This is a genomic window from Gammaproteobacteria bacterium, from assembly GCA_014075255.1.
Classification (GTDB): Bacteria; Pseudomonadota; Gammaproteobacteria; order UBA4575; family UBA4575; genus JABDMD01.
Map to the genome: position 1 here is coordinate 1,700,533 of CP046178.1, position 12,725 is coordinate 1,713,257.

Below are 12,725 nucleotides of genomic sequence, written 5' to 3' on the forward strand. Positions count from 1 at the left end.
GACATTTCTGACTTATAAACTTTTACAATACATTTGCGAAATTCATAATAAGCAGTTACTAACATAGCTACATGCAATATTTACATACATACACATGTCAGCAGTAATGGATCCTGCCCAGGTTACTGCGTCCGATCGACTAGGTTTTAGTATATTTGTTGCTGTAATTTTGCATGCCATTTTCATTCTAGGTTTAGGCTTTGGACTGCCGTTTGCTCGTGATTTTAACGCTGCATCAATGCTTGAAGTCACTATGGTGCTTACAAAAACTCACCAAGAACCTATAAATGCTGAGCATATAGCTAGCGAAAACCAAATAGCCAGTGGCAGCACTGATCAAGAAAACCAACCTTCAGCTCCGTTTACAGGCACTAGTTTAGATGACAGCAAAGGTATTGCTCAAACACAAAGCAGCGCAATGTCGTCGCCCGCATCAGAACTAAACGAACAACATGAGCAGTTAATCGTACAGAATGAAGCGCCTACCAATGTGTTTGCAAATGAAGCAACTGAAACACCTGACCAACCTAATCTCAATTATCAAGAAAAGATTTCTGAGCAACAATTAGAATTAGCTAAACTAGTTGCAGAATTGCGACAAGAGGAGAGTGATTACGCCAAGCGCCCAAGAGTAAACTATATCGATACTCTCAGCGCTAAAACCGCTACCGAAGCAACCTATGTACGCGAATGGGTAGAAAAAGTAGAGCGAGTAGGCAACCTAAATTATCCCGATGAGGTTAGAAATAATCATCTATCTGGGACATTGATACTTAGTGTACTTATAAATCATGATGGCACTGTGGAATTGATGGAAGTACGGTCATCGGCAGGCAAATCTTTGCTGGATGAATCAGCAAAAAGAATTGTTAATATAGCCTCTCCGTATCAGTCTTTCCCGCCTGAAATGCATGATAACTACGACCAATTAATGATTACACGGACCTGGTTGTTTGGAAAAGATAACACCCTAGTTACCGAATAAAATGGTGCAGTAAAAATATAGAATGTCAGAAAACCTGACCAAGCAATTACTCATCGCCATGCCTAGCATGGAAGATCCCAATTTTTCTCGTACTGTCACCATAATTTGTGAACACAACCAAGATGGAGCCATGGGCATCATCATCAATCAGCCCACTACACTTTTTGTTGATGAGTTGCTCAGTAATTTTGATGTAACAGAATCTAATAACAAAGACACAGAAGATAAGCCACTAAACCCCCTTCACAATCATGAGCCAGTTTATGCCGGCGGTCCGGTGCAAATAGATAGAGGATTTATCTTGCATGACTCCGATAAGCAATGGGAATCGACTCATATGATTGATAACGATTTAAGCCTTACCACATCTGAAGATATACTACTCGCGATTGCACAAGGAAAAGGCCCTGAAAACACCTTAATAGCACTTGGCTATGCAGGCTGGGAAGCCGGTCAACTGGAACAAGAGCTCTCTGCAAACGCTTGGCTTACCGTGCCATACGAAGCTGACATTATTTTTGACACTCCAATAGAAAAACGTTGGCAAAGAGCAGCGACTAAAATTGGCATAGATTTACATCTGATCTCCAATCAGGCTGGACATGCATAACTATATTTTTAATATACCCAGCTTAATATCTGGCAACATTTTCTACCTAAAAGCCGTTACACTCAGCCTCAAGTGCTATGTCTAGTGTAATAGGATTTGATTACGGACAACGAAGAATAGGTATCGCAATTGGTAATAAAGATCTGCAAACTGCCAACCCGCTTACCGCTATCCTTGTTCCACCTTCTGGCATCCCTTGGGATGAGATCACCACTATAATCGAAGAATGGCAACCCAGCACACTGATCGTAGGCACGGTAACTCACGCTACTCAAAATAATAATGCCATTCAAAAACAAGTACAGAACTTTTGCAAAATCCTAAATACACGCTACCATTTACCAGTAGAGACCGTTGATGAGTCGAATACCTCAGTGAAAGCTTATGAAATTCTTAAAGATCTACGTAGCAAAGGGCAACGTAAAAAAATTAATAAGATGGACATAGATAAAGCCTCTGCTGCTATCATTCTTGATTCGTGGTTTTCATTTAAAGATGCCACAAAACTAAAGTAATGACCGAGTTAAATGCCCATCAATTACTTGAAGATCTTGCCAAAGGTCTCAATAACTATTTAGCCGAACATAAAATCGATGATCCGATTTTCATTGGCATTCAAACTGGTGGTGTATGGGTAGCTAAACAATTGCAATCTTTATTAAACAATAAAGACAAACTTGGCGTGCTAGACATTACCTTTTATCGCGATGACTTTAGCCAAGCGGGTATACAGCCAACCGTAAAGCCTTCTAAATTACCATTGAACGTAAATGACAGACATATTGTATTGGTCGATGATGTCTTATATACCGGACGCACCGTTCGCGCAGCTTTAAATGAAATATTTGATTACGGTCGACCCGCTTCAGTAAGCTTGGTGGTTTTAGTACAGCGAAACGGTAGCGAACTACCCATACAAGCAGATGTAGTGGCTAGTACACTTACCTTAGATGCAACCCAACACATCAAGTTAAGCGGCCCAAATCCATTAGAACTGAAAATTCTAGAAGTTATTAATACTAAAGATGAGCAACCCAAAACATAAATAATAATGCGGCATTTTTTACAAATAGACGGACTGAGCACAGAAGATCTACATCATATATTAGATACCACAGAATCGTTCACCAGTGTAGATGACCGTGCAGTAAAAAAAGTCCCGCTATTACGCGGCAAAACCATTGTTAATCTTTTCTTTGAGCCCAGCACACGTACACGAACTACATTTGAATTAGCCGCTAAGCGACTTTCAGCTGATGTGTTGAATATTAATATTGCTACTTCTGCGACCACCAAAGGCGAAAGCCTACTCGATACATTATTTAATTTACAAGCTATGAATACGGATATGTTTGTTGTCCGTCACCCCGAAAGCGGTGCTGCAGAATTCATAAGTAAATATGTAGATTCACATGTCAGCGTTATTAATGCAGGCGATGGAAGGCATGCTCATCCCACTCAAGCCATGCTAGATATGTTTACCATTCGCAAACATTTCAAAGATTTTTCTAAACTAAGTGTTGCGATTATTGGAGATATTTTACATTCACGCGTGGCACGTTCACAAATTGAAGCGCTAAATTTGTTAGGTGCCAAAGAAATACGTGTAATCGCACCAAGAACCTTGCTGCCAGCAAACGTAGAACAACTTGGTGTCGAAGTTTTTCAAAATTGCAGAGAAGGCTTACGCGATGCAGATGTAGTCATCATGCTTAGATTACAAAAAGAGCGTATGCAAGGTGGCTTTATCCCAAGTGAACATGAATATTTCCAACTTTACGGGTTAACACCCGAACGTTTAGCTATCGCCAACCCTAATGCAATTGTAATGCATCCCGGCCCGATCAATCGCGGTGTCGAAATAAGTTCTGAAGTTGCCGATGGACCACAATCAGTAATTTTACAACAAGTGGAATACGGAATTGCAGTACGTATGGCCATTTTGTCTCTTGCCATGAGTTCAGATGACTCCCCTGATACAGGGAGCAACAACTGATGAAACTTGAAATTATAAATGGCCATCTTGTTGATCCAAAGAATGAAATTGATCAACAAGCTAATGTATATATTGCCGATAGCAAAGTAATCGCGGTTGGCAAACAACCTGCAGATTGGCAAGCCGACCAGAGTATTGATGCAAAAAGTAAACTAGTACTACCCGGCTTAGTAGAGTTATCCGCAAGCTTGCGCGAACCTGGACATGAGCATAAAGCCACCGTGCGATCTGAGACCAAAGCAGCTGCCGCTGCAGGCATTACGAGCCTTGCTTGTTTGCCTACAACCGATCCCGTTGTCGACACTCCTGCTCAGGTAGAATTAATCGAACAGCTTTCGCAAAGTAGTGGGCAATGCAATGTTTATGTCATCGGCGCGTTAACCACCAATCTCAACGGCGAAAACTTAAGTGAAATGGCGGCATTAAAAGCTGCAGGTTGTGTGGGCGTTAGTAATGTATTTCATCCGATGAAAAGTTCATTGGTATTACGTCGCGCAATGGAGTACGCCAGCAGTCAAGACTTAACCGTATTCTCTTACCCACTCGTGCATGCGCTCGCTAACAATGGCTGTGTACATGAAGGCATTGCATCATCACGTCTAGGTTTGCCAGGTATCCCAGCTGCTGCAGAAACGGCTGCGGTTGCCTTTCAGATAGCGTTGATCGAAGAGCTTAATGTACGCACACATTTTTGTCGCATCTCTACCGGTCGGTCAGTAAATATGATTGCACGCGCACGTTTTGACAAATTGCCACTTACGGCAGATACCAGCATATTGCACTTGTATTTAACTGATCAAGAAATTCAGGGTTTTGATGGTTTGTGCCACAATCAACCTCCATTTAGAACATACGATGACCGCGAAGATTTACGCAAAGGCCTTCAGGATGGATCACTCTCGGCAATTTGCGCAGACCATCAACCACATGAAATTGAAGCTAAGTTGGCTCCGTTTCAATCTACAGAGCCTGGAAGCTCCACATTAGAAACCCTACTGCCTTTAACTTTAGAATTAGTTAAAGAAGATGCATTAACTTTAAGTGATGCTGTAAATTTAGTCACCCAACAACCTGCAGACATTTTAGGTATTCCAGCTGGCAATCTTTGTGTAGGGGCGAATGCTGATGCCTGCATAGTGGACTTAAAACATAGTTGGATTCTTAATAGTGAGAACATGTTCAGTAGAGGTAAAAATACTCCATTGTTAGGCGACCAACTAAATGGTCGCGTCACACACACCATTCTTAATGGCAAATTAATTTACGAAAATTCATTAGAAAACTAAGGACAACAAACTGAAATCTAACCGCAATCCCATCTTTGAAGAAACTGCAAACGTCATTAATCAAGAAGCCCTCGCCGCAGGGCAACACTTTCTCACTTTACATGCACCAAATTGCGCACAACGTGCACGTGCAGGTAATTTTGTGCATATACAATGTGATCAACAATTAGTCATGCGCCGCCCCTATTCCATTATGCGTGCGAACAAACAAACTGGTCACATCGATATTCTTTACAAAGTAGTTGGTCAAGGCAGTTCGCTTTTATCCACTCGCAAAGCCGGCGATACTATTCAATGCTTAGGTCCAATTGGAAATGAATTCACAGTTAACGAATCCACCACACATCCTTTGTTACTAGGTGGTGGCGTCGGCATTCCACCGATGGTATTTCTAGCAGATGAACTTAGAAAAGACAAAGCACTAACACCTTTCGTAATCATGGGTTCGGAAGTTCCTTTTCCGTTTACCGCTAAACCCTCAAAAATATTAATGCCCGGCATTCCAAACGATGTCATCGCCGCTATGCCGCTACTCGATGACTGGGGAATAGCCTCACGCCTCACCAGCCAACAAGATTATCAAGGCTGTTATCAAGGCTACGTACACGAGCTCGCTGAAAAATGGGTAGAGAGTTTAGATGACACCAGCGGAGTAGAAGTATTCTCCTGCGGCCCAACCCCCATGCTACAAGCCGTTACAGCTTTCGCTAAACTGCACAACCTACCCTGTCAACTTTCCCTAGAAGAACACATGGCCTGCGCCGTAGGCGGCTGTGCAGGATGCGTTGTGCCGTTTAAAGAAAATGATATGGTTGTAGCCATGAAACGCGTCTGTGTAGATGGTCCAATATTCAATTCTGAGAATATTTATTAATTCTTAAATGTCTGCATTCGACCATCATGGATGGTGGAAGTGCAGAAATTGCATGGAGGCAGGAGGTACGATTCCATGAAAGGAATCGGTAGAGTCGAGCCGGGAAAAGAGACCGAGAACAACGCAGGAGTAGTGGCCGAGGAGCAAATTTCTGCTGACCAATTAGCAAGCACATGGGTGTGCGAGTAAATGTTGCATCTTGGATAATGTATTCAGATTAAACTCTTACTTATCTTAAATATCTTCTTTCAGTCAATTGAGGTCATACAAAAGGTAAAGCGTAGTGTTTTTATCCTGCATGAATATGTTGTAACGCAGCCATAACAACAAGTCTATTCCTTCAGCTGTATTCGTTTAAGTCCAGCATTTGTTATTAAATATTTTACAGAGAAGTAAAAAAAAACTAAAAGTCCTATTATTTCACAGCTTTCTTCAGCAGTTGTTATCAAGTCGTATACCAGATTTTTTTGACTTGCATTGTTTTCATGGTGCCAACCACCTATTCCTTCGAGTAGTAAAACACCCGACAGGTACAACGAACCACTAAATACGAAGCCATATTTTGTAGATTTCGGAAGTTTAATTAACCAGGGAAGCAAGTAAATACAAAGAATCAATGTCGCTAAGCTATATGGAATTATCCACGCAAAGTAAAAAACTCCTGATGTATTAAATACTTCGCGAACTGGATCGATAAGACGTTCATGAATTGATGCAAATTCATCAATTGCAAGAAAGGCAAAAACTAACCAGAGTATCAGCCAATACTTTCTATCTCTTGCCACACTTAATCCAATAACCATGCAAATAGCTGACAATTGCAAAATTATAAATACAGAGAAAAGGGTAGGAATATTTCTTTCAAAATCCATATGGAAAAGAGGCACAAAACCCTTTGCAGTTTCAAATCCAAGACCATGCTTTACAAAAAGAGTTAAGAAATGCAGAAGGAGAACAAGTGCAAATAATTTAATATATAACTTAGTTGTAGATTTCAAAGAAATATTAATTTCCATAGCAGCTGACAATAGTTTTACATTAACTCTAATATATTTGGAATAATTGTTATTCTATAGTTGAAACCTAAGACCCAATGCGACGCACGCCACGTTTTTGAATGTCAAAATTGGAAAGAAAATATAGCATTAATAAAAATATATGTACTGTGCATGTGAGATTGATGAAAGATACTACTTTGAATAATGCTATAAAGAGATTTAAAATCTGTACTTCTGAATGTCCACTTTGGGTCGGAAAAATTTTGCTCCTGAAATATCTACACTTCCGCCATCCATAGCAGACGTAACAAAAGTTACTCGCCCCTAGCTGCGAGAACCCAGCAATAAAATTAATTAGAAAGATGAATTTAAGTTATATAAAAACTAAAAAAAGAAATTATTGATCCCCAAACACCGACTTCAATCGATCAAAATACCCCGAGTCCTTACCTTCCCCATCTTCATTATCAAGAATAGAAGATTCACCTGCTTCGACAGATGCAATTTCTTCTGTAGACATCTCATCCAAAAACTCTTGGTCATCAAACCCTACATGACTATCCAATGCTTCTTCATCGCTAGCGGGAGTAGATAAAACGGGTGGCTTCTTTTTGCCATTTGTTGTTTTTTTACTAGCAGGTTCTTCCGTTGGAAAAACAAGTTGGTCGCTAGTTTCACTTACGCTCTTAACACCACCACCAAAGTTAATTTGCCATTCGAGATTGCCACGAGAATCGGCATTACCAAGTGCATCATCAAGTGAAATTCTTTCGCCTTTATATAAATCGTAAAGTGATTGGTCAAAGGTTTGCATACCTGCAGCAGCCCCTTTTTCCATAATCGGCTTAATTTCACCCACACTACCGCGCTTGATAAGCTCAGAAACATATGGTGTATTAATTAATACTTCTACCGCAGGTACTCGACCACCTTCTACATCTGGAATCAATCGTTGCGCTACAATTCCACGCAAGTTCAAGGACAAATCCATCAATATTTGAGATTTCCCTTCTGGTGGAAAAAAGTTAACGATGCGATCCAATGCTTGGTTCGCGTTTACCGCGTGTAATGTGGTTAAACATAAATGACCAGTATCCGCATAGGTAATGGCAGCTTCCATGGTTTGCTTATCGCGCACCTCACCAATCATGATCAGATCAGGAGCTTCACGCATCGCTTCTCGCAAAGCATTTTCATAAGAAAGTGTATCTAAACCAACTTCACGTTGGCCAATAATAGATTTTTTATGACTGAAGGCATATTCAATTGGATCTTCAATAGTAAGAATGTGTCCGGTTTGTGCTTTATTTCGATGCTCGATCATCGAAGCGAGTGATGTTGATTTACCTGAACCTGTAGAGCCTACCAGCAAAACTAAACCGTTTTTTTGCATCACCAACTTTTTAAGAATAGGCGGCAAGCCTAGCTCCGCCATTTCAGGAATATCGCCTTTAATATAACGAATTACCATGGAAATTTCGCCGCGCTGATAATACGCATTTACACGAAAACGTCCTGCACCGGCTATTGAAATACCAAGGTTCATTTCCTTAGTCATTTCAAACTCTCTGATCTGTTGATCATCCATGATGCTGTAAGCAATTTTCTTCACCACGCCTGGCTCTAGAACATTTCTACTTACACGCCGAGTAACACCCTCAACTTTAGTGCATACAGGAGCACCTGTTGTAAAAAACAGGTCGGAAGCATTTTGCTCCACCATTAGTTTTAAATAAGGATCTATATTCATGCTGTATTTTAGACTCTACTCAACATTATATCGATTTAGCCTAAATTAGCGCGTTTCGTTGAAGCAATTAAACCTGCATCATCATCGGTTTCTTCCACCATCAAGTCAGCCGTACCATCAAGCAGATCATGGTCTTTTGCGTCTTTCCCGTCCAGTTTCAAACGTAAGCGCAAATCATTAACGGAATCTGCATTACGCAAGCCATCTTCCATAGTGATTAATCCGGCCTCAATAAGGTGGAATAAGTGCTGATCAAATGTTTGCATACCTAACTCATTTGATTTTGCAATCAAACTCTTCATTTCATGCACCTGACCTTTAAATATTAAGTCAGCCATTAGCGGTGTGTTCAATAATATTTCTACTGCAGGCACACGCCCTTCTTCACCTTTAATGGGTAACAGTCGTTGTGAAATAACAGATTTTAAATTCAAAGATAAGTCCATCAACAATTGGGCGCGACGTTCATCTGGGAAAAAGTTGATGATTCGATCTAATGCTTGGTTAGTGCTATTAGCGTGCAAGGTGGATAAGCATAAATGTCCAGTTTCTGCGAAAGCTATCGCATGCTCCATCGTTTTTCGATCACGAATCTCACCAATCAAAATAACATCTGGCGCCTGACGCAAAGTGTTTTTCAGCGCAATATCATAATCCTCAGTATCTACACCCACTTCACGCTGAGTGATAATGCAGTTCTTATGTTTATGTACAAACTCTATTGGGTCTTCGATAGTAACGATATGCCCAAAGCTATTTTCGTTTCGATAGCCCACCATGGCCGCTAACGAAGTTGATTTACCACTACCCGTACCACCAACGAAAATAACTAAGCCACGCTTAGTCATTGAAATATCTCGCAATACTGGAGGCAGTTGCAAGTCTTCAAATTTTGGAATTTCAGAAACAATCACACGCAACACCATGCCGGGGCTTCCGCGTTGCGCAAAGGCATTAACACGAAAACGAGAAACGTTAGGCAAACTGATTGCGAAGTTACATTCTTGTGTTTCTTCATACTCCCTTGATTGTTTGTCGTTCATGATGGAACGTACTAAAACTTGCACATGGCTAATGGTTAAAGGTTGGTTAGTAACCGGCACCATTTTGCCATCAATTTTCATTGAAGGTGGTGCGCCAACCGTTACAAATAAATCAGAACCACCTTTAGTAAGCAGGTTGCGCAGCAGGTCATGCATGAAGCTGATGGCCTTATCTCTATCCATAGTTTCTTCCTTTAACTAGAATTTTTTTCAAAATAATTTTAAAAATCTGCCCTTATAAATTAGCCTTAAAAGTCGGCTTTGTGTTCTGCTTTACGTCGCGCTTCTTCACGCGCTATCAATCCCTTCTTAAGAACCTCTTGTAAGTTTTGATCAAGAGTTTGCATGCCTACACTGTTGCCAGTTTGGATTGCAGAATACATCTGTGCAACTTTATCTTCGTTAATCAAGTTGCGAATCGCTGGAGTACCAATCAGAATTTCATGCGCAGCAACACGGCCGCCGCCAATTTTTCGACACAACGTTTGTGAAATTACCGCACGCAAAGATGCGGCCAGCATCGAGCGCACCATATCTTTTTCAGCGCCTGGGAATACATCAATAATTCGATCAATCGTTTTTGAGGCAGAACTAGTGTGTAATGTGCCTAATACCAAGTGGCCTGTCTCTGCAGCCGTTAGCGCAAGTCGAATGGTTTCTAAATCTCGTAACTCACCCACTAGAATTGTATCGGGATCCTCACGCAGTGCTGAGCGCAATGCCTCATTAAAACCTAAGGTATCACGATGCACTTCGCGTTGATTAACCAAACTTTTTTTACTTTCATGAACAAATTCAATTGGATCTTCAATGGTTAGAATATGGCTATACTCATTTTCATTCTTATGATCCATCATCGCAGCGAGTGTTGTTGATTTACCAGAACCAGTCGGCCCAGTAACCAAAACTAAACCACGTGGATAACTGGCGATTTCTGCAAAAATATTAGGGCAATCTAGATCTTCTAAAGTAAGGATCTTGCTAGGAATAGTTCTAAAAACTGCACCTGCACCACGATTTTGAATAAATGCATTAACACGAAAACGAGCTAAACCAGGAATCTCAAACGAGAAATCTGTTTCTAAAAATTCCTCGTAATCTTTACGCTGCTTATCATTCATGATGTCGTACACCATTTCATGAACTTGCCGATGCTCCATTGCAGGAACATTAATTCGTCTAACGTCACCATCGACTCGAATCATCGGCGGAACGCCTGCAGAAAGATGTAAATCTGAAGCGCCATTTTTAACACTGAATGCAAGTAACTGCGAAATGTCCACGAATACTCCTTTTATCTAATTCGGTTTATAGATACCCCATGGATTAACCCTTCCCACCTCAGTCAGTTATAAGGCGGTTTTGCCCTGGGTTAGGTATCTAATATCCTTAGTTTTGATCGAATATGCAGAGCTGGACTTTGATTCTCGACAAGCCGTTTCATTCATGCGACTAAATGGCCAGATAACTGGCCAATATGCCCTATGCATGCTAAAAAACTGAGGGTAATTGAGTTACTTATGTGACCTCAGTCAATATTCTGAGTCGGCCTCAATGGGTACTTTTATCCTGATTTAATCATTAGCCTTAATAAAAAATATGCCAGAAAATTCAAAACAAAATCCACAAATTGAAGCTAATCTAAAACGTGTTTTAGAAACTTTACGTACACTGGAAATAAAGTACCAACGTTCGGCTAAAAGTGTTGAGCTCCTCGCTGTGAGCAAAACCAAACCTATCAACGATATTTACGCTGCAAATTCAGCTGGCCAAATACATTTTGGCGAGAATTACGTCCAAGAAGCTATAGAAAAAATTGAGGTATCACAATTAAATAAGCCAACACTGCATTGGCATTTCATTGGGCCTATACAAAAAAACAAAACCCGCTTAATTGCAGAACATTTTCAATGGCTGCACAGTTTAGATCGCCTGGTTATTGCACAACGCTTAAACGATCAACGTCCTAGTTCATTACCTCCCTTACAAGTTTGCATACAAGTAAATATAGATAATGAAATTTCAAAAGCAGGCGTCAAAACTGAAGATATTCAAGACTTGGCAGAATCTATATCGAAATTAGAACGCATTAAATTACGCGGATTGATGGCAATTCCTCAAGCTAATAGCGATACTAGTAAGCAAAGGGTATCCTTTGCAAATTTACGCGAACAGCTTGAACATCTAAACCGAAATGGTTTTGTACTTGACACTTTATCTATGGGCATGAGTGATGATCTGGAAGCTGCGGTTGCTGAAGGTGCCACGATGGTGCGTGTTGGAACTGCGATATTTGGAAAACGATCTGCTAAAACATAAAAATGAAAACTGACTAGATGAACCAAACTATGCAAAACCTTAGTATCGTATTTATCGGCGGCGGTAATATGGGCCAAGCACTAGTAACTGGCTTACTAGATAATGGCTGGAATGCTGACAATATCGCAATTGTTGATAATGACCAGGCAATTTCAACTACGCTAAACGAGAAGTTTTCTCATTGTCATGTTTACACACAGTCTGAAGCTGCACTTAATCTTGCTGATGTTGTAGTGTTAGCAGTAAAACCACAAGCCATGCAAACAGCTTGTGAACAAATAGCCACACAATGCCAAGTTAAGCGTCCTTTAATCATATCTATTGCAGCAGGAATACTTATTAATAGTATCGATACTTGGCTGGGTGGCGAATTACCGATTATTCGTTGCATGCCAAATACTCCCGCATTAGTACAAGCTGGGGTTACCGGTTTATTTGCCAATCCAGAAGTTTCAATTGGACAGCGTGAACTTGCCTATGAAATTCTTAACAGTGTAGGCACAGCTTTATGGATAGAAAATGAATCGTTATTGGATGCAGTAACCGCTGTATCTGGCAGCGGTCCTGCTTATTTCTTTTATTTAATTGAAGCCATGATGGAAGCTGGTCAGAATTTAGGCTTAAATGAAGCACAAGCTCGTGAACTCACCGTGGCTACAGCAACTGGAGCAGCAAAATTAATTTCTAATAGTGATAAATCAGCGCAAGCATTACGCCATGCAGTTACCTCAAAAGGTGGCACTACCGAAGCTGCAATTAACACCCTGCAACAGCATGAAATGAAGAAAATCATTGAAACAGCTATTCAGAATGCTGCAAAAAGATCTCAACAACTTTCTGATACCAGCAAGTAACTAGGCAAAG

General features: G+C 40.6%; 13 protein-coding genes. 9 read left to right on the forward strand and 4 right to left on the reverse strand.

Translation table 11 applies throughout. The annotated features are described in order from the left end of the window. Window positions 1-94: 94 nt before the first annotated feature. From GKR92_08620 to GKR92_08650, 7 genes are all read left to right on the forward strand, one after another. Complete coding sequence (locus GKR92_08620; GenBank protein QMU61755.1) at window positions 95-985, forward strand: TonB family protein; 891 nt, start codon at window positions 95-97, stop codon at window positions 983-985. Window positions 986-1,007: 22 nt separating this feature from the next. Further along, window positions 1,008-1,595 (forward strand): YqgE/AlgH family protein, encoded by a 588-nt coding sequence (locus GKR92_08625; GenBank protein QMU61756.1) that lies wholly within the window; start codon window positions 1,008-1,010, stop codon window positions 1,593-1,595. A 77-nt stretch (window positions 1,596-1,672) separates the two neighbouring features. Further along, window positions 1,673-2,110: a Holliday junction resolvase RuvX gene (gene ruvX, locus GKR92_08630; protein ID QMU61757.1), complete on the forward strand. Its 438-nt coding sequence runs from the start codon at window positions 1,673-1,675 to the stop codon at window positions 2,108-2,110. After that, window positions 2,110-2,640, forward strand: a complete 531-nt coding sequence (pyrR, locus tag GKR92_08635) for a bifunctional pyr operon transcriptional regulator/uracil phosphoribosyltransferase PyrR (protein ID QMU61758.1) — start codon at window positions 2,110-2,112, stop codon at window positions 2,638-2,640. Before ruvX ends, pyrR begins: the two co-directional genes overlap by 1 nt. Window positions 2,641-2,646: 6 nt before the next feature. After that, on the forward strand, window positions 2,647-3,591 hold the full coding sequence (locus tag GKR92_08640; GenBank protein QMU61759.1) for an aspartate carbamoyltransferase catalytic subunit: 945 nt from the start codon (window positions 2,647-2,649) through the stop codon (window positions 3,589-3,591). After that, the gene (locus GKR92_08645) at window positions 3,591-4,877 is read left to right on the forward strand and encodes a dihydroorotase (protein ID QMU61760.1); all 1,287 of its coding nucleotides are present in this window, start codon (window positions 3,591-3,593) and stop codon (window positions 4,875-4,877) included. The genes GKR92_08640 and GKR92_08645 overlap by 1 nt, the downstream gene beginning before the upstream one ends. 10 nt (window positions 4,878-4,887) lie before the next feature. Further along, entirely contained in the window at window positions 4,888-5,751 is an 864-nt protein-coding gene (locus tag GKR92_08650) for a dihydroorotate dehydrogenase electron transfer subunit (GenBank protein ID QMU61761.1), read from the forward strand. Between the two features lie 332 nt (window positions 5,752-6,083). Here GKR92_08650 and GKR92_08655 read toward each other — a convergent pair whose 3' ends face one another. The 4 genes from GKR92_08655 to GKR92_08670 all read right to left on the reverse strand — a co-directional run bounded on the left by GKR92_08655 (window position 6,084) and on the right by GKR92_08670 (window position 10,825). Further along, window positions 6,084-6,767, reverse strand: a complete 684-nt coding sequence (locus GKR92_08655) for a hypothetical protein (GenBank protein QMU61762.1) — start codon at window positions 6,765-6,767, stop codon at window positions 6,084-6,086. A gap of 379 nt (window positions 6,768-7,146) precedes the next feature. Then, window positions 7,147-8,499 (reverse strand): PilT/PilU family type 4a pilus ATPase, encoded by a 1,353-nt coding sequence (locus GKR92_08660; GenBank protein ID QMU61763.1) that lies wholly within the window; start codon window positions 8,497-8,499, stop codon window positions 7,147-7,149. Between the two features lie 35 nt (window positions 8,500-8,534). Continuing rightward, window positions 8,535-9,725: a PilT/PilU family type 4a pilus ATPase gene (locus GKR92_08665; GenBank protein ID QMU61764.1), complete on the reverse strand. Its 1,191-nt coding sequence runs from the start codon at window positions 9,723-9,725 to the stop codon at window positions 8,535-8,537. A gap of 65 nt (window positions 9,726-9,790) precedes the next feature. Further along, entirely contained in the window at window positions 9,791-10,825 is a 1,035-nt protein-coding gene (locus GKR92_08670; GenBank protein ID QMU61765.1) for a PilT/PilU family type 4a pilus ATPase, read from the reverse strand. A gap of 316 nt (window positions 10,826-11,141) precedes the next feature. On the opposite strand from GKR92_08670, the gene GKR92_08675 reads away from it, so the two are divergent. Then, the gene (locus GKR92_08675; GenBank protein QMU61766.1) at window positions 11,142-11,861 is read left to right on the forward strand and encodes a YggS family pyridoxal phosphate-dependent enzyme; all 720 of its coding nucleotides are present in this window, start codon (window positions 11,142-11,144) and stop codon (window positions 11,859-11,861) included. 17 nt (window positions 11,862-11,878) lie between these two features. Next, window positions 11,879-12,715, forward strand: coding sequence for a pyrroline-5-carboxylate reductase (locus GKR92_08680; protein QMU61767.1), 837 nt, complete (start codon window positions 11,879-11,881; stop codon window positions 12,713-12,715). Window positions 12,716-12,725: the final 10 nt, after the last annotated feature.

Excerpts from the sequence above, each read along its gene's own strand:
- GKR92_08655 (QMU61762.1), bottom strand. The coding sequence starts at position 6,767 with ATGGAAATTAATATTTCTTTGAAATCTACAACTAAGTTATATATTAAA.
- pyrR (QMU61758.1), top strand. The coding sequence starts at position 2,110 with ATGACCGAGTTAAATGCCCATCAATTACTTGAAGATCTTGCCAAAGGT.
- GKR92_08625 (QMU61756.1), top strand. The coding sequence starts at position 1,008 with ATGTCAGAAAACCTGACCAAGCAATTACTCATCGCCATGCCTAGCATG.
- GKR92_08675 (QMU61766.1), top strand. The coding sequence starts at position 11,142 with ATGCCAGAAAATTCAAAACAAAATCCACAAATTGAAGCTAATCTAAAA.
- GKR92_08640 (QMU61759.1), top strand. The coding sequence starts at position 2,647 with ATGCGGCATTTTTTACAAATAGACGGACTGAGCACAGAAGATCTACAT.
- ruvX (QMU61757.1), top strand. The coding sequence starts at position 1,673 with ATGTCTAGTGTAATAGGATTTGATTACGGACAACGAAGAATAGGTATC.
- GKR92_08620 (QMU61755.1), top strand. The coding sequence starts at position 95 with ATGTCAGCAGTAATGGATCCTGCCCAGGTTACTGCGTCCGATCGACTA.
- GKR92_08680 (QMU61767.1), top strand. The coding sequence starts at position 11,879 with ATGAACCAAACTATGCAAAACCTTAGTATCGTATTTATCGGCGGCGGT.
- GKR92_08665 (QMU61764.1), bottom strand. The coding sequence starts at position 9,725 with ATGGATAGAGATAAGGCCATCAGCTTCATGCATGACCTGCTGCGCAAC.
- GKR92_08645 (QMU61760.1), top strand. The coding sequence starts at position 3,591 with ATGAAACTTGAAATTATAAATGGCCATCTTGTTGATCCAAAGAATGAA.
- GKR92_08660 (QMU61763.1), bottom strand. The coding sequence starts at position 8,499 with ATGAATATAGATCCTTATTTAAAACTAATGGTGGAGCAAAATGCTTCC.